The organism is Arenibacterium halophilum, assembly GCF_005938225.1.
Taxonomy (GTDB): Bacteria; Pseudomonadota; Alphaproteobacteria; order Rhodobacterales; family Rhodobacteraceae; genus Arenibacterium; species Arenibacterium halophilum.
The window spans coordinates 135716-153919 of record NZ_VCPC01000001.1 but is presented as its reverse complement, the minus strand read 5'-3'; the positions used below and the strand labels follow the sequence as shown (position 1 = coordinate 153919).

Here is an 18204-nt window from a genome sequence, read left to right as displayed (position 1 = left end):
TGATCATCATGGTTTACAAAACCTTAATGATAACGAACGCTTAGCTCGTACGGTTCAGGTGAAATGCCTTGACATTGCGTACGGTCCAGCGTATATATTTCCTATGCTAGAAAAAGTCTGACAGCCGCCGGTTCGCCTGCGGCTGTTTGCTTTTCTCTCGAGCGGTGGGCCGACCCAACGCGAGAGGACACGATGACCGACAAGACGATGATCACACCGGGCGAGCAGATGTCCCGGACCGCAGAGCTTTTGCGATCCCTACAGGATTCGGTGCGCCGTGTGCGCCAGCAGGCAGAGGCACTGTGCCAGAATTTGCAGGCCGGAGACGAAACAGAAGTTGGAACCGCTAGCAAGCAGATCGCTGCAGTCGAGGGGCTGATCCGTACCTGCCAGAAAGTAGAGGCGAGCCTTGTCGAACAATACAGAAGCCAGGCCGGTATCGCGAAAGGGGGGTATGCGCTCGACCTTGCGAACGCCCGATCTGAGATCGGGAGCCGGCTTGATCGCCTTCGCGAAAGCTCGGACGCGGACGAAATTTCTGAATGATCTGACCGAGGGAGAGCTTTGCGCTCTCCCTTTTCTTTTCGATTTCTGGGCGATGCCGCATCAGTTGCCCCCAGAGGGGGATTGGCGCACATGGGTGGTGATGGGAGGCAGGGGTGCCGGCAAGACACGGGCCGGGGCGGAATGGGTACGCGGCAAGGTTGAAGGGTCGTGCCCGCTGGAACCCGGGGTGGCGCGGCGTGTGGCGCTGGTTGGCGAGACCTATGACCAGGTGCGCGATGTCATGATCCTCGGCGACAGCGGGATCATGACCTGTTCGCCGCCCGACCGACGCCCGGAATGGAAGATCACCGAACGCAAGTTGATCTGGCCAAATGGGGCAGAGGCGCAGGCGTTTTCTGCAAGCGATCCCGAGCGGCTGCGGGGGCCGCAGTTCGATGCCGCCTGGCTGGACGAGTTGGCCAAGTGGCGGCGCGGTCGCGAGACGTGGGACATGCTGCAATTCGCGCTGCGTCTGGGAGATTTTCCCCAAGCCTGTGTGACGACGACACCGCGCAACGTTGAGGTGCTGAAAATGGTCTTGTCGATGGAGACAACGGTGACCAGCCAGGCCCCGACCGAAGCCAACCGCGCCAATCTGGCCAAGAGTTTCCTGGAAGAAGTGCGGCGGATGTATTCGGGCACCCGGCTTGGTCGGCAGGAATTGGACGGTGTCATGCTGGTGGATACCGAAGGCGCGCTGTGGACGCATGACATGATCGAGCAGGCCCGGATCAGGACGATCCCGGCGATGGATCGTGTGATCGTGGCGCTGGACCCGGCAGTTAGCAGCAATGACAAATCCGACGCCTGCGGGATCATCGTTGCGGGCGCACAGACACAGGGGCCCCCGCAGGATTGGCGCGCCTATGTGCTGGCCGATTGCACGATCCGGGGTGTCGGGCCGGTGGGCTGGGCCTGTGCCGCAATTGCGGCGATGGATCAATACGGCGCCGAACGGTTGATCGCCGAGGTTAATCAGGGGGGGCAGCTTGTCGAAGAGGTGATCCGGCAGGTTGATCCGTTCGTGCCCTACAAGGCCGTCCATGCGGCACGTGGCAAGATCGCGCGCGCCGAGCCGGTGGCGGCGTTGTATCAGCAGGGGCGGGTGCGCCATGCCGAGGGCCTGCTGGATTTGGAAGAGCAGATGAGCCGGATGACGCCGCGCGGGTACGAGGGAGAAGGCTCTCCCGACCGGGTGGATGCGTTGGTCTGGGCGTTGCACGAGCTGATGATCGCACCTGCGCGCCATTATAGGCGGCCCAGTCTGCGCATGTTGTAACGCGCCCTTCGCTGACCACCGTACGGTCGCTTTTGTGGCCGTTAGCACTTTGCTGTCATTGATTTTTCCAACGCATCGACCCGGCCATCCGGGCCGGCCGGTGCCCAGCGCAGATCAGGAGCAACAATCATGGTATTGGACTTCCTTCGCCTCAGAACACAAGGGGAGACCCCGGAGCAAAAGGCGAGCGCGACAGGAGCGGTTGTGGCCTACCACAGTGCCGGTCGTGTGGCGTGGAGCCCGCGCGATACGGTGACACTGACCAAGACGGGGTTTTCCGGTAATCCGATCGGATTTCGCTCGGTCAAGTTGATTGCCGAAGCAGCGGCGGCGCTTCCGCTGGTGTTGCAGGATGCCAGCCGGCGGTATGACAGCCATCCGGTGCTGAACCTGATCAAACGCCCGAACCTTGCACAGGGACGGGCCGAATTGTTGGAGGCGCTGTTCGGTCAGCTGCTGCTGACCGGAAACGCTTATATCGAGGCGGTCGGAGAAGATGCGGAGTTGCCTCTGGAGCTTCATGTGCTGCGGTCCGACCGGATGCGTGTCATTCCCGGAGCTGATGGTTGGCCGATGGGGTATGAATATGCTGTAAGCGGGCGCAAGCACCGGTTCGACGCAACCTGCGCGGCTTCTCCGGTGTGCCATATCCGCAGCTTCCACCCGCAGGACGACCACTACGGGCTGTCGCCCTTGCAGGCCGCTGCAATGGCAGTGGATGTGCACAACAGCGCCTCGCGCTGGTCGAAGGCGCTGCTGGACAACGCGGCGCGGCCGAGTGGAGCGCTGGTGTACCACGGCGCGGATGGGCAGGGCACCATGGCCGATGACCAGTTTCAGCGTCTGTCTGCGGAAATCGAGGCCAATTTCCAGGGCGCGCGGAATGCCGGACGGCCGATGGTTCTGGAGGGCGGGCTTGATTGGAAGCCGATGGGATTTTCGCCCAGCGATATGGAGTTCCAGAAAACCAAGGAAGCCGCCGCGCGGGAAATCGCGCTGGCCTTTGGCGTGCCGCCGATGCTGCTGGGGATTCAAGGCGATGCCACCTATGCGAATTATCAGGAGGCAAACCGCGCCTTTTTCCGACTGACGGTTCTGCCGCTGGCGACGCGGGTTGCATCTGCCCTTTCGGCGTGGCTGTCGTGTTTCACGGGTGAGGTTATGGAACTGAAGCCCGATCTGGATCAGGTGCCAGCGCTGGCAGCCGAACGCGATGCGCAATGGGCGCGGGTATCAAACGCGGAATTCCTGACGGATGCCGAAAAGCGCGCTTTGCTTGGGTTGCCGGCGCTGCCGGAAGGCGGGCGGGATGCGTGAAGAATGGCCCAAATACAAATCGTTCGAATGCGAGCCGGGTCTGCGGATGGTGGCGCATGAGAAGGTTTATCAAGCGCACCACGAGAACCTGAATAAGCGGTTGGACCGGCTGGAAGAGATGATGGAGCGCTTGGAGCGGCGTCTGTGGCTGACGGTTTACGGCGTGGTCGCCGTGATCCTGGCGCAGGCCTTCGAGTCGATCCTTGTCGCGGCCCCATGAAGCGAAAATTTGAAACCTCAGGAGTTCAGCATGGAAATCGAAGGTGGGCTGGAACACAAGTTCGCACGCTTTGGCACAGCCTTGCGCGTGGATGATGCCGCGGTCATCGAGGGCTATGCCAGCCTGTTCGATGAACCCGACCAATCCGGAGATATCGTCCGCAAAGGGGCCTATGACGGCGCCATCGAACGGCTGGCCGAGACCGGGCGGAAGCTGAAAATGCTGTGGCAGCACGACCCGGCCCAGCCGATCGGTGTCTGGGACGAAGTGCGCTCGGATGCGCGGGGCCTCTGGGTCAAAGGGCGGATACTGGACAGTACGCAGTGTGGCCGCGAGGCTGTGGCGCTGATTGGCGCCGGGGCCATTGATGGATTGTCGATCGGGTATCGTACCGTGCGAGCCACGAAAGACGACAAGGGCCACCGGGTGCTGATCGAGCTGGACCTGTGGGAGGTCTCGCTCGTCACTTTTCCGATGCTGGCCAGTGCACGGGTGTCAGGCAAGGCGGATGACCCGGGCGCCTGGGCGGATCTGCGCGAACTGGCCGAGGCGCTGGAACGCGCGCGCCAGGAACTGGTGCGGCTGTGAGCCACGCGAAACTTAATTGAAGGATTGGTCTTATGAGCAAGAGCGAGACGAAGGCCTGGAACGGCGATGCAGCAAGCCCGGTTCAGGAGGTGAAAGTCGCGATGAGTGATTTCCTGCGCGATTTCAAAGAATTTCAGGACGGAGTTAAATCGAAACTTCAACAGACGGAAGAGCGACTGACAATGCTGGATCGTAAATCACAACTTGCCGCCCGGCCGCAGCTGGCTGCGTCGGCGGATCTTGGGGCACCGCATCGCAAGGCGTTCAATGCCTACCTGCGCAACGGTGACGACGATGCCCTGCGCGGCCTTGAGATCGAGCACAAATCGCTGTCGACCGTCGTCAACAGCGATGGCGGTTACCTTGTCGACCCCCAGACCTCGGACCGCGTGAAATCGGTGCTGTACTCTACCGGGTCGCTGCGGTCGGTTGCGGCTGTCGTGAACGTCGAGGCAACGACCTTTGATGTGCTTGTCGATCAGGCCGACATCGGCGCTGGTTGGGCGACCGAGACGGCAGCGACCACTGAAACCGCTACGCCGCAGATTGACCGGATATCTATTCAGCTGCATGAGCTGAGCGCACTGCCCAAGGCTTCGCAGCGGTTGCTGGACGACAGCGCCTTCGATGTCGAAGGCTGGCTGGCAGAGCGGATCGCCGACAAGTTTGCCCGTGCCGAGGCGGATGCCTTCATCAACGGCGACGGCATCGACAAGCCGCGCGGCATACTGGACCACACCACGGTGGACAACGACACGTGGAGCTGGGGCAACATCGGCTATGTCGCGACCGGGGCCGATGGCGATATCGGCGGCGGCGATGCGGTGATCGACCTGGTCTACGCGCTTGGCGCGCGGTACCGGGCCGGGGCGAGTTTCGTGATGAACTCGAAAACCGCGGGCGCCGTGCGCAAGCTGAAGGACGCCGACGGGCGCTTCCTGTGGAGCGACGGGCTGGCCGCTGCCGAACCGGCGCGCCTGCTTGGCTACCCGGTGGTGGTCGCCGAGGACATGCCCGATATTGCCAGCGACAGCTTTGCCGTGGCCTTTGGCGATTTCGGTGCCGGCTATACCATTGCCGAACGGCCCGACCTTCGGGTTCTGCGCGATCCCTTCAGCGCCAAGCCCCATGTGCTGTTCTATGCAACCAAGCGTGTTGGCGGCGATATTTCCGATTTCGCCGCGATCAAGCTGCTGAAATTCGGCGTTTCCTGACCGGTGACGTCGGATGTGGGGCCGGGCAACCGGCTTCGCGGCGGGCGCGTGAACAAACCCCTCCATGTTGTCTAGCTGCTCCCCTCCGTCCGAGCAATGTGGAGACGCACGCGTCCGCCATCGGGAGTCTATCCCCGAGCCGGAGGGTTCCGAGGTTGCGGAGTGAATTCATGATGTTGATCGAAGAAACCACCGTACCCGATCAGGCCCTGCCGGTGGATGCCTTCAAGTCGCACTTGCGGCTTGGAACGGGATTTGGCGAAGACGGCCTCCAGGACCCGGTTCTGAAGGGCTTCCTGCGCGCTGCCATTGCGGCGATCGAGGCGCGGACAAGTAAGATTCTTGTTATCCGACAGTTCTGCTGGACACTGGCTGGCTGGCGTGACCGATCGGGACAGGTGATGCCTGTGGCGCCGGTGACCGATCTGGTCCAGGTAACGCTGGTCAACGCACAGGATTACGAGACCGATATTCCGGTCGCACAGTTCCGGATCGAACCCGACAGTCAGCGGCCGCGCCTGCGCCCTCTTGGGGCGGCCTTGCCAATGGTGCCGCCCAGCGGTCGGGTGCGGATCCGCTTTAGGGCCGGCTTTGCAGCCAACTGGGAGGCGCTTCCCGCCGATCTGGGGCAGGCAGTTCTGCTTTTGGCGTCGCACTACTATGAATACCGGCATGAAACCGCATTGGGCGAAGGGTGTATGCCGTTCGGCGTGACCTCTCTCGTGCAGCGGTATCGTCCGATCCGGTTGACACCGGGGTATGGTCAGTGAGCGCGCCGCGTCTCAACCGACGCCTGACGCTTGAGATGCGTCAGCGCCTGGCGGATGGCGGCGGCGGCTATGAAGAGGTCTGGGTGCCGCTGGGAGATATTTGGGCGGATGTCCAGCCTCGCACTGGGCGCGAGCGTGCCGAAGTGGGTGTGCCGGTTTCAGCGGTGGCCTACCGCATTGTGGTGAGGGCGACGCCGCATGGCTCGGCGTCGCGACCCATGCCGCACCAGCGGTTTCGCGAGGGCGAGCGGATTTTCCCCATCCTTGCTGTGGCAGATTGCGGTTCGGATGGCCGGTTCCTGACCTGTTTTGCGCAAGAGGAGGTGGTGTCGTGAGCTATGCCATCGGAGCCGCGCTACAGGCTGCGGTGTATCAGCACCTGAGCAGCGACCCGGCGCTGACCGCGATCGTGGGCGACGCCATCTATGACGCGCTGCCATCGGGCAAGATGCCCGATCTGTACGTCATGCTGGGCGAAGAGGATATGCGCGACCGTTCAGACTCGAGTGGCCACGGAGCTCTGCATTTTCTGCGCGTTTCGGTCGTGACCGAAGTGGCCGGATTTGCCAGCGCGAAAGCGGCCGCAGCGGTGATCGCCGATCGATTGTGCGACGCTGAACTGACGCTGGAGCGCGGTCGATTGATAGGGCTGTGGTTCGAACGCGCGAGCGCGCGCCGGCTTGGAACCGCCGCACGGATGCGGCGCATCGATCTGCGGTTCCGGGCGCGGGTCGAAGATAACTGAACATGAAATTTGTGGAGACACGGATATGGGCGCCCAGAACGGCAAGGATCTGTTGATCAAGGTGGATATGACCGGTGACGGCCAGTTCCAGACCATTGCGGGCCTGCGGGCCACGCGGGTGAGTTTCAACGCCGAGAGTGTCGATGTGACAAGTCTCGACAGCCAAGGCGGATGGCGCGAGCTGCTGTCGGGGGCGGGTGTCAAATCGGCCTCGATCTCGGGCGCTGGGGTGTTTCGCGATGCCAGTACCGACGAGCGTGCACGGCAGCTGTTCTTTGATGGCGATACGCCCGATTTCCAGGTGGTGATCCCGGATTTCGGCGTGGTTGAGGGACAGTTTCAGTTGTCGTCGATCGAATACGCGGGCACCCACAATGGCGAGGCGACCTATGAGTTGTCGCTGTCGAGCGCGGGTGCGCTGAGTTTCACGGCCCTGTGATGGCAAACCCTTGGACGGGCGAGACCGAACTGGTGATCGACGGGGAACGGCATGTGCTGAAGTTGACACTGGGCGCGTTGGCCGAGTTGGAAGAGCGGCTGGAAGAGCCGTCGCTTGTGGCGCTGGTCGAACGGTTCGAGGCGGGGCGATTTTCCAGCCGCGATGTTCTGGAACTTGTGCTTGCAGGTGCGCGCGGCGCGGGCAGCGATATTGATCGAGCCGCATTGATGCGTGCCGAGATCGAAGGCGGCCCGGTTGCGGCGGCCCGGGCGGCGGCGCAGCTGATCGCACGCGCCTTCATCGTGCCCGGCGCGGCAGAGTGAGCGGCTTCGACTGGCCTGTGCTGATGCGGTTGGGGCTGCACGGGCTGCGGCTGACACCGGCGCAATTCTGGGCCCTGACCCCGGCCGAGTTGCACGTGATGGCCGGGCAGGGATTGCGGTCGCCCGTGATGGGACGGGACGGGCTGGAGAGGCTGCTTGCAGCGTTTCCCGACGAGACCGGGCCCGAAGATACAGGAGAGATGTCTGATGTCGGACCGTGACGGAATTGACGATCTGAGTGAACGCGCCGAGGGTCTGGAAGACAGCCTGAGCGCAGCGGCCCAGATGACGGCCGGATTTGACAGCGAACTGCGCCGCATGCGCGAGTCGCTTGCGGCCACGGGGCAGGATGTGGCCACGCTGGAGCGCGGGCTGTCGCGCGGGTTGCGGCGCGCGTTCGATGGCGTGGTCTTTGACGGGATGAAGCTGTCGGACGCGCTGGAAACCGTGGCGCAATCCATGATCCAGACGACCTATTCTGCCGCGATGCGCCCGGTGACGCAGCATTTCGGCGGTTTGCTGGCCAAGGGTGTCAATGGGCTGATGCAGGGGATCCTGCCGTTCGAGAATGGCGCCAGTTTCAGCCAGGGGCGGGTAATGCCCTTTGCCAATGGCGGCATTGTATCGGGTCCGACGACGTTTCCGATGCGCGGCGGTTTCGGGCTAATGGGCGAAGCCGGCCCCGAGGCGATTATGCCGCTTGCGCGGGGGCGCGATGGCAAGCTGGGTGTGCGCGGAAATGGCGGCGGTGGTGTTCAGGTGGTGATGAATGTTCAGACGCCTGACGTGCAGGGATTTCAGCGTAGCCAGGGCCAGATCGCCGCACAGATGAGCCGGGCGCTGAGTCGCGGCAACCGCAACCGCTAGTTCGCTACTTGAGAGGTTTGCCATGAACTTTCACGACGTCAGATTTCCGGCTTCGCTGAGTTTCGGCTCGATCGGGGGGCCGGAGCGGCGCACCGACGTGGTGACGCTGGCCAACGGGTTCGAAGAACGCAACACCCCCTGGGCCCATTCGCGGCGGCGCTATGATGCGGGGCTTGGGCTGCGATCCCTGGACGATATCGAGACGCTGATCGCCTTTTTCGAGGCCCGGCGCGGGCAGATGTACGGATTTAGATGGAAGGACTGGTCGGATTACAAGTCGGGTCGGGCCAGTGCGGCCCCCGATTTTGAAGATCAGCAGATCGGGCAAGGCGATGGAACGGAGACGCAGTTCCCGCTGTGCAAGACCTATCGCTCGGGCGCGTTCACCTATGCGCGCCCAATCACGAAACCGGTGGCGGGTTCGGTGCGGATTGGCATCGAGCAGGACCTGCTGGCTGAAGGGGTGGATTTCGAGATCGACACCACGACGGGTGTCGTCACGTTCGTTCACCCACCGGCAGAAGGCGCGCGGATCATGGCGGGATTTGAATTCGACGTGCCCGTGCGGTTCGATTCTGATCGTATCGCAACAAGCGTCGCAAGCTTTCAAGCAGGCGAAGTGCCGAATGTGCCCGTGGTCGAGGTGCGCGTGTGATGGCCGGCATGAGCGAGGCTTTTCGCGCCCATGTTGCCGGTGGGATGACAACACTGTGCCGGTGCTGGTCGGTGGTGCGCCGCGACCGCGTGACTTTCGGCTTTACCGATCATGACTGCACGCTGCGCTTTGACGGGATGGAATTTGCGGCGGAGACGGGTCTTGCGGCCTCGGCCTTGCAGCAAACAACCGGGATCTCGGTCGACAACTCCGAGGCGCTGGGTGCGTTGAGCGATGTGGCGGTTAGGGAAGAAGACATCGAAGCCGGGCGGTTCGACGCGGCAGAAGTGAGCGCCTGGCTGGTGAACTGGGCCGATGTGTCGGTGCGATGGTTGCAGTTTCGCGGCACCATCGGTGAGATCCGCCGCAGTGGCGGGGCCTTTCGCGCCGAGTTGCGCGGATTGACAGAGGCGCTGAACCGTCCGGTCGGGCGCGCTTATCAACGGCCGTGCACCGCTGTTCTGGGCGATGCGCAGTGCCGGTTCGACCTGTCCCAGCCGGGCTATGCGGTTGAGATCGAAGCGCAGGCTGTCACGGACAGGCTTGTCTTTCGGTGGGACGATTTGGATGGGTTCGAGCCGGGTTGGTTTCAACGCGGGCGGCTGAGCGTTCTGGAAGGACCAGCCGCCGGTTTGTGGGCGCCGATCAAGCATGATCGCTTCGTTGCTGGCGCCCGCGAGATCGAGCTGTGGGAGCCGATCCGCGCGGCGGTTGCTGCGCCCGAGCGCGTGAAGCTGGAGGCGGGCTGTGACAAGCGGTTGGAGACCTGCAAGCTGAAGTTCGGCAACCTGATCAACTATCAGGGCTTTCCGGACATACCGGGCGAGGACTGGATGATGTCGGTGCCCAAGAAGACCGGTGTCAACTCGGGGGGGAGCCGGAGATGAGCACCGTTGCCGACAGGGCGGTTGCCATCGCGCGCCGCTGGATCGGCACGCCCTACCGCCATCAGGCGGCTTGTTGCGGGGCGGGGGCCGATTGCCTTGGTTTGATCCGGGGCATATGGCGCGAGCTGTACGGGGCCGAGCCCGAAGCCGTGCCTGCCTATTCGATGGACTGGTCCGAGCCACAGCGGGAAGAGCGTTTGTGGTTGGCGGCGCGTCGGCACATGCGCGAGCGACGGTGTGAAGAGGCGCGGCCCGGCGACGTGATCCTGTTTCGGATGCGGGATGGCGGGGTAGCAAAACACATCGGGCTGCTGTGCGACAGCAACGGCGCACCGGGTTTCATTCATGCCTATTCGGGCCGGGGTGTGATCGAGAGCCCGCTGAGCCAGCCGTGGCAACGCCGTATCGTGGCCTGTTTCCAATTCCCATAAGGGGGTATCTGCATGGCAACCATCCTACTTTCGGCGGCCGGGGCAGCGATTGGCGGCTCCGTTGGTGGCACGCTGGCCGGACTGTCGAGCGTTGCCATCGGGCGCGCAGTCGGCGCGACACTGGGCCGGGTGATTGACGAACGCATCTTGGGGCGGGGCTCGGCCGCAGTTGAAACTGGCCGGGTCGAACGGTTTCGCCTGACCCAGGCGGCGGATGGTGCCCCGATTGCGCAGGTCTATGGCCGGATGCGCGTGGGCGGGCAGGTGATCTGGGCCTCGGACTTTCAGGAAACGGCAACAGTGTCGGGCGGGGGCAAAGGCGCGCCCGCAGCGCCAAAAACGACGACCTACAGTTACAGCGTGTCGTTGGCCGTGGCATTGTGCGAAGGCCGGATCGGCGGGGTGGGGCGTGTCTGGGCGGATGGCGAAGAGGTGGCGCCCCGTGATCTGAACATGCGGGTCTATGTCGGAGCGGGCGATCAGTTGCCCGACCCGGTGATGGAGGCGGTTGAAGGCGCGGGGAATGTGCCGGCTTATCGTGGCACGGCCTATGTGGTGATGGAAGACATGCAGTTGGAACGCTTCGGCAACCGGGTGCCACAGTTTTCCTTTGAGGTGCTGCGCCCGGCTCAGCCCGACGCACCGGATTTCGACAGCGACCTGGCGCAGATCGTGCGCGGGGTTGCCGCGATTCCCGGGACCGGCGAATACAGCCTTGCGACGACGCCGGTCTATTACACCAACGGGCCGGGCAGCCGCTGGGCGGCGAACATGAACACGCCCTCGGGGCGCAGCGATTTTGAAACCGCGATGGCGCAACTGGCAAGCGACCTGCCGGCAGCGCAGGCCGTGTCGCTGGTGGTGTCGTGGTTCGGGAGTGATCTGCGCTGTGGTAGTTGCCTGGTGCGCCCCAAGATCGAACGCGCCGCGATCGAGGGGGAGAACATGCCCTGGAACGTGGCTGGGCTGACCCGCTCCAACGCCGAGGAAATCGCCCGGGCGGACGACCGGCCGATCTATGGTGGCACCCCCGCCGACGCGGCTGTGGTGGAGGCGATCCGCCATATGAATGCCGAAGGCCGGCAGGTCATGTTCTACCCGTTCATCCTTATGGACCAGCGGGAAGGCAATGGCTTGCCCGACCCTTACGGTGGTGCCGAGCAGGCGCGGCTGCCTTGGCGCGGGCGGATTTCTCTTTCGACGGCGCCCGGGCGTGCGGGTAGCCCGGATGGCACCAGTGGGGCGGACGCCGAGGTGGCGGCCTTTTTCGGAACCGCTTCGGCGGCGGATTTTACCTTGGGTGATGGGACTGTTTCCTACTCTGGTCCTGACGAATGGGGCGTGCGGCGGTTCATTCTGCATTACGCCGCGCTTTGTGCGGCGGCGGGCGGCGTCGAGTCTTTCTGCATCGGCTCCGAGATGCGCGGGCTGACACAAATTCGAGGGGCTTCGGGCTTTGTCGCGGTTCAAGCGTTCCGCGAACTAGCGACAGAGGTGCGCGCCCTGCTGGGGCCGGATGTGAAGCTTGGCTATGCCGCTGACTGGTCGGAATACTTCGGCTATCAACCGCAGGATGGTTCGGGTGATCGGCTGTTTCACCTTGATCCGCTCTGGGCGGACCCCGAGATCGATTTCATTGGAATCGACAATTACATGCCCCTGTCGGATTGGCGCGATGGCAACGATCATGCAGACCGGGCCGCAGGTTGGCAGAGCATTCACGATCTAAACTATCTGCGCGCGAACGTAGCGGGCGGGGAAGGCTACGATTGGTATTATGCTTCGGAAGAGGCAATCGCATCGCAGCGGCGCACCCCGATCACCGACGATGCGCATGATGAGCCTTGGATCTGGCGCTACAAGGATATCCGCAACTGGTGGTCCGAACCGCATCACGACCGCATCGGCGGCGTGCGACAAGCACTGGCAACCGATTGGGTCCCCGGTTCAAAGCCGATCCGGTTCACCGAGCTGGGCTGTGCCGCTGTCGACAAGGGAACCAACCAGCCCAACAAGTTCGTCGATCCGAAATCGTCGGAATCCGCGCTGCCGCGCGCCTCGAACGGGCTGCGTGACGATTTCATCCAGATCCAGTACCTGCGCGCAATGCTGGGGTATTGGGCCGAGCCTGAAAACAACCCTGTGTCCGAGCTGTATGGCGGCGCGATGATCGATCTTGACCACGCCTATGTCTGGGCATGGGACACGCGCCCGTTCCCGGCCTTTCCCAACAACCGGACCCTGTGGGGCGATGGCGGCAACATGGCGCGCGGTCACTGGGTCAACGGGCGGGCGGGATCGCGGACGCTTGCCTCGGTCGTGACCGAGATTTGCGCGCGCGCGGGGCTAACGCAGATCGACACGCAGGGCCTGCACGGCGTGGTGCGTGGCTTTGTTGTCGATGACATCGGCGAGGCGCGCGCGGCGTTGCAATCGCTCATGCTGGCCCATGGATTTGACGCGGTGGAGCGGGACGGCGTGCTGGCGTTTCGGATGCGAAAGGGAAACACGCCCATCCCGCTTTTGTCGGAAGAGCTGGCCCGCACGGCCGAACTGGAGACGACGCGCGAGCAGATCCGCGCGCCCGAGGCGGAAACCACCGGCCGTGTACGGGTTCGGTTCATCGAAAGTGGGGCCGATCATGATGTGGTCGCTGAAGAGGCGGTGTTGCCGGATGAGGCCACTCACGCGGTATCGTCGAACGATCTGTCGCTTGCGATGACACGGTCCGAGGGGCGGCAATTGGCCGAACGCTGGCTGGCGGAATCACGACTGGCGCGTGACAGCATCAGCCTTGCGCTGCCACCGTCCAGGATGGACGTGGGCGCGGGCGATGTGATCGCGCTAAGCGGGGCAACCTATCGCGTTGATCGCGTGGAACAAAGCGAGGTGCAGACGCTGGATGCGGTGCGGATCGAGGCCGCTGTTTACGAGCCGTCTGAGATGCCTGAAGATACCCCGGCGCAAAGCGCATTTGTCGCCCCGGTGCCGGTGCTTCCGCTGTTCATGGATTTGCCGCTGATGACGGGCGATGAAGTGCCGCATGCCCCGCATCTGGCGGTCACGGCCCAGCCCTGGCCGGGCAGCGTTGCCGTATATGCCTCGGGCAGCGACGACAGTTATGCGCTGAGCGACATCATCGCGTCACGCGCCATGGTGGGGATGACCGAAACCCCGTTGATCCGAGCGCGACCGGGTGTGTGGGACAATGGCGCCCCATTGCAGGTGAAGATGATAACCGGCGCTTTGGAAGGGCGCGATGCACAGGCAGTGCTGAATGGCGCAAACCTTGCGGCGGTGGGCGATGGAAGTTCAGGCAAATGGGAGCTGCTCCAGTTCACGACCGCCGAATTGATCGCCCCCGACACCTATTGGCTGTCCGGTCGATTGCGCGGGCAGGCGGGCAGCGACGGGCTGATGCCGGATGAATGGCCCGCCGGGTCGTGGTTCGTTCTGCTGAATGGGGCGCCGCAGCAGATTGGCCTGACAAGCAGCCAGCGCCGCATCGCGCGCCATTATCGTATTGGAGCGGCGCGTCGGGCCTATGACGATCCGTCGTATCAACATCTGATTGAAGCTTTCGACGGCAATGGTTTGCGGCCTTATGCCCCCGGGCATCTGAGGGCAACGCCGTCTGACAGTGGTGATCTGGCGCTGACATGGGTATGGCGGAGCCGTATTGATGGGGACAGCTGGGAGATGCCCGAGATTCCGCTGGGTGAGGAAATCGAAGCCTATATGCTGCGCGTCATTGCGACCAGTGGCGGAGCGATCCTGCGAGAGGTGCAAGTGCACCAGCCGGGATGGACCTATGGCGCGGCGATGCAGGCAGCTGACGGCTTTGTGGCGGGCGACCGGATCGCTGTGGCACAGATCTCGGCGCGGTATGGGCCGGGGCCATTCGCTTCGGTCGACGTGTGACGAGATGCGTCCCGTGCTGCACGGCGACGTAGTGGATGCGGCGCGCGCCTTGCTGGCCGCCACGCCCGAGGCCCGCCCGAGCCTGTGTCGCGCCATGTTTCGCCGCGCCGAACTGGCCGATCGATACCTGCGCCGCCACGGGCGTTTGCACCCGCGCTGGGGCAATGGCACGCTGATGTCGGCGGCGCGGCGGCACATGCTGGCGCCCGAACCGACGTTCGACGATGGCCCCTACCGCCAATGTTTCATCATGGTGTTGAGCGAACTTGGCGCAGTGCGCGCTGATGGCGGTGGTGGTTGCGGTTAAGTATTAATCCCTGGAATGGCCTCCATCACGGGTTTGCGTTTGGAAAATCGCTCCCATATGCCTATTCTGACAGCAACCAAAGGATGGAACCCATGGCCGAGACCAGAACCAAGATTGCGCAGGTCGATCCTGTTTGGAGCCGCATCACCGCAGAGGCCGAGGCCGCGGTGCAGAAGGAACCGTTGATGGGCGGTCTGGTGCACGCCTGCATCCTGCACCACAAATCGCTGGACAAGGCGCTGTCTTACCGGATTGCGGCCAAGCTGGCCTCGAACGAGATGTCGATGGTGATCCTGCGCGAAATTGCGGATCAGGCCTATGCCGAAGAACCCGAACTGGTCGAGGCCGCGCGCGCCGACCTGGTGGCCGTTTTCGAGCGCGATCCGGCCTGCCACCGGCTGTTGCAGCCGATCCTGTACTTCAAGGGCTACCAGGCGACGCAGGCCTATCGCGTCGGCCATTGGCTGTGGAAGAACGGCCAGCATGACCTGGCCTATTTCTTCCAGATGCGGATTTCCGAGATTTTCGGCATCGACATCCATCCCAACGCGCGCATCGGCAAGGGGCTGATGATCGACCACGCGCATTCCATCGTGATCGGCGAAACCGCCGTGGTGGGCGACAACGTGTCGATGCTGCATTCGGTGACTCTGGGCGGGACCGGCAAGGAAGAGGAAGACCGCCACCCCAAGATTGGCGATGGCGTGCTGATCGGCGCGGGTGCAAAGGTGCTTGGCAATATCAAGATCGGCCATTGCAGCCGGATCGCCGCCGGGTCGGTCGTGCTGTCCGAGGTGCCGCCCTGCAAGACCGTGGCGGGCGTGCCGGCCAAGATCGTGGGCGAGGCCGGGTGCGACCAACCCTCGGTGCGTATGGACCAGCTGTTGCAGGGCTGCGGCGGCTGAGTTTTTTCGTCACTGCGTGGAAATGAAAAGGGCACCCCGATCAGGGTGCCCTTTCTGTTTGGTATGGCGAGCGTCTCAGGCCAGCATCACCATCGGGTTTTCCAGGTTGTCGACGATGGCCTGCAACAGCTGGGCCCCCAGTGCGCCGTCAATCACGCGGTGATCCACCGAAAGCGTGACCGACATCACGGTGGCAACTGACAATTCGCCATCTTTTCCGACCACAGGCTTCTTCACCCCGGCACCAACGGCGAGGATGGCGCCATGCGGCGGGTTGATGACCGCGTCGAAGTTGTCGATGCCAAACATTCCGAGGTTCGAGATTGCAAAGCTGCCGCCCTGGTATTCATGCGGCGCGAGCTTGCGGTCGCGGGCGCGGGTGGCGAGGTCTTTCATCTCGGACGAGAGCGCCGAGAGCGATTTCATCTCGGCATCTTTCAGCACCGGCGTGAACAGCCCGCCTTCGATGGCGACAGCAACCGCCACGTCCGAAGGTTTCAGCCGCAGTACGCGGTCACCGGCCCAGACAGAATTGCCCTCGGGGACGGATTGCAGCGCAAGCGCGCAGGCCTTGATGATGAAGTCATTGACCGAGAGTTTGACGCCCCGGCCTTCCAGTTGCTTGTTGAGATCGCCCCGGAACTTCAGCAGCGCGTCGAGCTTGATGTCGCGACGCAGGTAGAAGTGCGGGATCGACTGCTTGGCTTCGGTCAGGCGGGCGGCGATGGTCTTGCGCATCCCGTCCAGCTTGATTTCCTCGTAGGCTCGGCCTTCGTACATCTTGGCGACCGCATCGGCCGATGGGCCGGTGGCGAGGGCCGGGGCCGACGCCTTTTCGGCCTTGGCAGGTGCTTCGGCTGGCTTTGCCGCGCCGGGTTTGGCCGCTTCGACATCGGCCTTCACGATGCGGCCGTGCGGACCAGAACCGGTGATTGAGGCCAGATCAAGCCCCTTGTCTGCTGCAATCCGACGCGCCAGAGGCGAGGCGAAGATGCGATTGCCGTCAGCGCCATTGGGCGCGGCAGGTGCGGAGGCGGGGGCAGGCGCGTCGGAGCCCCCTTTGGGGGCCGCCTCCTTGCCTGCGTCAGCGGCTGGCGCCTCTGACGGGGCGCTTTTGGCCGGCGCTGCCTTTGCATCGCCGATGTCGTCGGCGCTTTCGCCGTCTTCCAGCAGAACGGCAATGGGGGTGTTCACCTTTACCCCTTCGGTGCCCTCGGCCACGAGGATCTTGCCTACGGTGCCTTCGTCGACCGCTTCGAATTCCATCGTTGCCTTGTCGGTCTCGATCTCGGCCAGCAGGTCGCCGGAGGACACGGTATCGCCCTCTTTGACCAGCCATTTCGCCAGCGTGCCTTCCTCCATCGTCGGAGACAGGGCGGGCATCAGGATTTCTGTCGGCATGGCCTTGCTCCTTACTTGTAGGTCACTTTTTTCACGGCTTCGATCACCTCTTCGGTGGTGACCAGCGCGTGCTTCTCAAGGTTGGCGGCATAGGGCATGGGAACGTCCTTGCCGGTGCAGTTGATCACCGGGGCATCCAAGTAATCGAACGCCTCCTGCATGATGACCGAGCTGATGTAGCTGCCGACAGACGGCTGCGGCCAGCCTTCTTCGACGGTGACACAGCGGTTGGTCTTCTTCACCGATTGCAGGATGCTGGCCGTGTCCATCGGGCGCAGGGTGCGCAGGTCGATGACCTCGGCGTCGATGCCGTCATCCGCCAGCTTGTCCGCCGCTTCCAGCGCATAACGCATCCCGATGCCGAAACTGACGATGGTCACGTCTGTGCCTTCGCGCCAAATGCGGGCCTTGCCGAAGGGCACGGTGTAATCGTCCAGATCGGGCACGTCGAAGGACTGGCCGTAGAGGATTTCATTCTCGAGGAACACCACCGGGTTCGGGTCGCGAATGGCCGATTTCAGCAGGCCCTTGGCGTCGGACGCCGAATAAGGCATCGCCACTTTCAGCCCCGGGATCTGCATGTACCAGGCGGCGTAATCCTGGCTGTGCTGCGCGCCCACGCGGGCGGCGGCCCCGTTTGCTCCGCGGAACACCATTGGCGCGCCCATCTGACCGCCCGACATGTACAGCGTCTTGGCGGCCGAGTTGATGATCTGGTCGATCGCCTGCATCGCAAAGTTGAATGTCATGAATTCGACGATCGGCTTCAGCCCGCCAAAGGCCGCACCAACGGCGATCCCGGTAAAGCCATGTTCGGTGATCGGCGTGTCGATCACGCGTTTGGGGCCGAATTCGTCCAGCAGGCCCTGGCTGATCTTGTAGGCGCCCTGATACTCGGCGACTTCCTCGCCCATCAGGTAGACATCGCCGTCACGGCGCATTTCCTCGGCCATGGCGTCGCGCAGGGCCTCGCGCACGGTCTGCTGCTTCATCGCCGTGCCTTCGGGCCAGTCGGGCGAGGTATCGGCAGCTTTGATCTCGGGCGCGGCCTGTGGCTGCTGCGCGGCGGGTTTGTCAGGCTCCGGAGCCTGTTCGGACTTGGTCGCGTCGCCGCCGGACGAGGTTTCGATATCGTCGGCGCTTTCGCCCTCATCCAGCAGAACGGCGATGGGGGTGTTCACCTTTACGGCTTCGGTGCCTTCGGCCACAAGGATCTTGCCCACAGTGCCTTCGTCCACCGCTTCGAATTCCATCGTTGCCTTGTCGGTCTCGATCTCGGCCAGGATGTCACCCGAGGAAACGGTATCGCCTTCCTTGACCAGCCATTTCGCCAGCGTGCCTTCTTCCATGGTGGGAGAGAGGGCGGGCATCAGGATTTCGGTTGCCATC

General features: G+C 63.3%; 21 protein-coding genes. 19 read left to right on the top strand and 2 right to left on the bottom strand.

Annotation, left to right across the window (positions count from 1 at the left end; all coding sequences use genetic code 11):
* The first annotated feature begins 192 nt into the window (after positions 1-192).
* The 19 genes from FGK64_RS00800 to cysE all read left to right on the top strand — a co-directional run bounded on the left by FGK64_RS00800 (position 193) and on the right by cysE (position 15414).
* Positions 193-546, top strand: a complete 354-nt coding sequence (locus FGK64_RS00800) for a hypothetical protein (RefSeq protein ID WP_138861913.1) — start codon at positions 193-195, stop codon at positions 544-546.
* A complete protein-coding gene (locus tag FGK64_RS00795) occupies positions 455-1825 on the top strand; it encodes a DNA-packaging protein (RefSeq protein WP_171053934.1) in 1371 nt (456 codons plus the stop codon). The genes FGK64_RS00800 and FGK64_RS00795 overlap by 92 nt, the downstream gene beginning before the upstream one ends.
* A gap of 129 nt (positions 1826-1954) precedes the next feature.
* The gene (locus tag FGK64_RS00790) at positions 1955-3142 is read left to right on the top strand and encodes a phage portal protein (protein ID WP_138861912.1); all 1188 of its coding nucleotides are present in this window, start codon (positions 1955-1957) and stop codon (positions 3140-3142) included.
* A complete protein-coding gene (locus FGK64_RS00785; protein ID WP_138861911.1) occupies positions 3135-3362 on the top strand; it encodes a GTA head formation protein, RCAP_rcc01685 family in 228 nt (75 codons plus the stop codon). The genes FGK64_RS00790 and FGK64_RS00785 overlap by 8 nt, the downstream gene beginning before the upstream one ends.
* A 30-nt stretch (positions 3363-3392) precedes the next feature.
* The gene (locus FGK64_RS00780; protein ID WP_138861910.1) at positions 3393-3950 is read left to right on the top strand and encodes an HK97 family phage prohead protease; all 558 of its coding nucleotides are present in this window, start codon (positions 3393-3395) and stop codon (positions 3948-3950) included.
* A 32-nt stretch (positions 3951-3982) separates the two neighbouring features.
* Positions 3983-5164 carry a phage major capsid protein gene (locus FGK64_RS00775; protein WP_138861909.1) on the top strand — a complete coding sequence of 394 codons (1182 nt, stop codon included), beginning with the start codon at positions 3983-3985 and terminating at the stop codon, positions 5162-5164.
* Positions 5165-5334: 170 nt separating this feature from the next.
* The gene (locus FGK64_RS00770; RefSeq protein ID WP_138861908.1) at positions 5335-5934 is read left to right on the top strand and encodes a head-tail connector protein; all 600 of its coding nucleotides are present in this window, start codon (positions 5335-5337) and stop codon (positions 5932-5934) included.
* Complete coding sequence (locus FGK64_RS00765) at positions 5931-6269, top strand: head-tail adaptor protein (protein ID WP_138861907.1); 339 nt, start codon at positions 5931-5933, stop codon at positions 6267-6269. Before FGK64_RS00770 ends, FGK64_RS00765 begins: the two co-directional genes overlap by 4 nt.
* Positions 6266-6679 (top strand): DUF3168 domain-containing protein, encoded by a 414-nt coding sequence (locus FGK64_RS00760; protein WP_138861906.1) that lies wholly within the window; start codon positions 6266-6268, stop codon positions 6677-6679. Before FGK64_RS00765 ends, FGK64_RS00760 begins: the two co-directional genes overlap by 4 nt.
* 25 nt (positions 6680-6704) lie before the next feature.
* The gene (locus tag FGK64_RS00755; RefSeq protein ID WP_138861905.1) at positions 6705-7118 is read left to right on the top strand and encodes a phage major tail protein, TP901-1 family; all 414 of its coding nucleotides are present in this window, start codon (positions 6705-6707) and stop codon (positions 7116-7118) included.
* On the top strand, positions 7118-7441 hold the full coding sequence (locus FGK64_RS00750; RefSeq protein WP_138861904.1) for a gene transfer agent family protein: 324 nt from the start codon (positions 7118-7120) through the stop codon (positions 7439-7441). Before FGK64_RS00755 ends, FGK64_RS00750 begins: the two co-directional genes overlap by 1 nt.
* Positions 7438-7662 (top strand): rcc01693 family protein, encoded by a 225-nt coding sequence (locus tag FGK64_RS00745; RefSeq protein WP_138861903.1) that lies wholly within the window; start codon positions 7438-7440, stop codon positions 7660-7662. Before FGK64_RS00750 ends, FGK64_RS00745 begins: the two co-directional genes overlap by 4 nt.
* The gene (locus FGK64_RS00740; RefSeq protein WP_138861902.1) at positions 7649-8308 is read left to right on the top strand and encodes a phage tail tape measure protein; all 660 of its coding nucleotides are present in this window, start codon (positions 7649-7651) and stop codon (positions 8306-8308) included. Before FGK64_RS00745 ends, FGK64_RS00740 begins: the two co-directional genes overlap by 14 nt.
* A gap of 22 nt (positions 8309-8330) precedes the next feature.
* The gene (locus tag FGK64_RS00735) at positions 8331-8963 is read left to right on the top strand and encodes a DUF2460 domain-containing protein (protein ID WP_138861901.1); all 633 of its coding nucleotides are present in this window, start codon (positions 8331-8333) and stop codon (positions 8961-8963) included.
* Positions 8963-9850, top strand: coding sequence for a DUF2163 domain-containing protein (locus FGK64_RS00730; RefSeq protein ID WP_138861900.1), 888 nt, complete (start codon positions 8963-8965; stop codon positions 9848-9850). The genes FGK64_RS00735 and FGK64_RS00730 overlap by 1 nt, the downstream gene beginning before the upstream one ends.
* A complete protein-coding gene (locus FGK64_RS00725; RefSeq protein WP_138861899.1) occupies positions 9847-10281 on the top strand; it encodes an NlpC/P60 family protein in 435 nt (144 codons plus the stop codon). The genes FGK64_RS00730 and FGK64_RS00725 overlap by 4 nt, the downstream gene beginning before the upstream one ends.
* Positions 10282-10293: 12 nt before the next feature.
* Entirely contained in the window at positions 10294-14202 is a 3909-nt protein-coding gene (locus FGK64_RS00720; RefSeq protein ID WP_138861898.1) for a baseplate multidomain protein megatron, read from the top strand.
* A 4-nt stretch (positions 14203-14206) separates the two neighbouring features.
* The gene (locus FGK64_RS00715) at positions 14207-14509 is read left to right on the top strand and encodes a DUF7742 family protein (RefSeq protein WP_138861897.1); all 303 of its coding nucleotides are present in this window, start codon (positions 14207-14209) and stop codon (positions 14507-14509) included.
* Between the two features lie 92 nt (positions 14510-14601).
* Entirely contained in the window at positions 14602-15414 is an 813-nt protein-coding gene (gene cysE / locus FGK64_RS00710) for a serine O-acetyltransferase (protein WP_138861896.1), read from the top strand.
* 75 nt (positions 15415-15489) lie between these two features.
* Here the strand turns inward: cysE and FGK64_RS00705 are convergent, their stop codons facing one another.
* Both FGK64_RS00705 and FGK64_RS00700 read right to left on the bottom strand, forming a co-directional pair.
* Positions 15490-16815 carry a pyruvate dehydrogenase complex dihydrolipoamide acetyltransferase gene (locus FGK64_RS00705; protein ID WP_138861895.1) on the bottom strand — a complete coding sequence of 442 codons (1326 nt, stop codon included), beginning with the start codon at positions 16813-16815 and terminating at the stop codon, positions 15490-15492.
* 11 nt (positions 16816-16826) lie between these two features.
* Complete coding sequence (locus tag FGK64_RS00700; RefSeq protein ID WP_138861894.1) at positions 16827-18203, bottom strand: pyruvate dehydrogenase complex E1 component subunit beta; 1377 nt, start codon at positions 18201-18203, stop codon at positions 16827-16829.
* Position 18204: the final 1 nt, after the last annotated feature.

Excerpts from the sequence above, each read along its gene's own strand:
- FGK64_RS00795 (WP_171053934.1), top strand. The coding sequence starts at position 455 with ATGCGCTCGACCTTGCGAACGCCCGATCTGAGATCGGGAGCCGGCTTG.
- FGK64_RS00705 (WP_138861895.1), bottom strand. The coding sequence starts at position 16,815 with ATGCCGACAGAAATCCTGATGCCCGCCCTGTCTCCGACGATGGAGGAA.
- FGK64_RS00775 (WP_138861909.1), top strand. The coding sequence starts at position 3,983 with ATGAGCAAGAGCGAGACGAAGGCCTGGAACGGCGATGCAGCAAGCCCG.
- FGK64_RS00785 (WP_138861911.1), top strand. The coding sequence starts at position 3,135 with ATGCGTGAAGAATGGCCCAAATACAAATCGTTCGAATGCGAGCCGGGT.
- FGK64_RS00750 (WP_138861904.1), top strand. The coding sequence starts at position 7,118 with ATGGCAAACCCTTGGACGGGCGAGACCGAACTGGTGATCGACGGGGAA.
- FGK64_RS00720 (WP_138861898.1), top strand. The coding sequence starts at position 10,294 with ATGGCAACCATCCTACTTTCGGCGGCCGGGGCAGCGATTGGCGGCTCC.
- FGK64_RS00730 (WP_138861900.1), top strand. The coding sequence starts at position 8,963 with ATGGCCGGCATGAGCGAGGCTTTTCGCGCCCATGTTGCCGGTGGGATG.
- FGK64_RS00735 (WP_138861901.1), top strand. The coding sequence starts at position 8,331 with ATGAACTTTCACGACGTCAGATTTCCGGCTTCGCTGAGTTTCGGCTCG.
- FGK64_RS00700 (WP_138861894.1), bottom strand. The coding sequence starts at position 18,203 with ATGGCAACCGAAATCCTGATGCCCGCCCTCTCTCCCACCATGGAAGAA.
- FGK64_RS00780 (WP_138861910.1), top strand. The coding sequence starts at position 3,393 with ATGGAAATCGAAGGTGGGCTGGAACACAAGTTCGCACGCTTTGGCACA.
- cysE (WP_138861896.1), top strand. The coding sequence starts at position 14,602 with ATGGCCGAGACCAGAACCAAGATTGCGCAGGTCGATCCTGTTTGGAGC.
- FGK64_RS00800 (WP_138861913.1), top strand. The coding sequence starts at position 193 with ATGACCGACAAGACGATGATCACACCGGGCGAGCAGATGTCCCGGACC.
- FGK64_RS00715 (WP_138861897.1), top strand. The coding sequence starts at position 14,207 with ATGCGTCCCGTGCTGCACGGCGACGTAGTGGATGCGGCGCGCGCCTTG.
- FGK64_RS00755 (WP_138861905.1), top strand. The coding sequence starts at position 6,705 with ATGGGCGCCCAGAACGGCAAGGATCTGTTGATCAAGGTGGATATGACC.
- FGK64_RS00725 (WP_138861899.1), top strand. The coding sequence starts at position 9,847 with ATGAGCACCGTTGCCGACAGGGCGGTTGCCATCGCGCGCCGCTGGATC.
- FGK64_RS00790 (WP_138861912.1), top strand. The coding sequence starts at position 1,955 with ATGGTATTGGACTTCCTTCGCCTCAGAACACAAGGGGAGACCCCGGAG.
- FGK64_RS00740 (WP_138861902.1), top strand. The coding sequence starts at position 7,649 with ATGTCGGACCGTGACGGAATTGACGATCTGAGTGAACGCGCCGAGGGT.
- FGK64_RS00770 (WP_138861908.1), top strand. The coding sequence starts at position 5,335 with ATGATGTTGATCGAAGAAACCACCGTACCCGATCAGGCCCTGCCGGTG.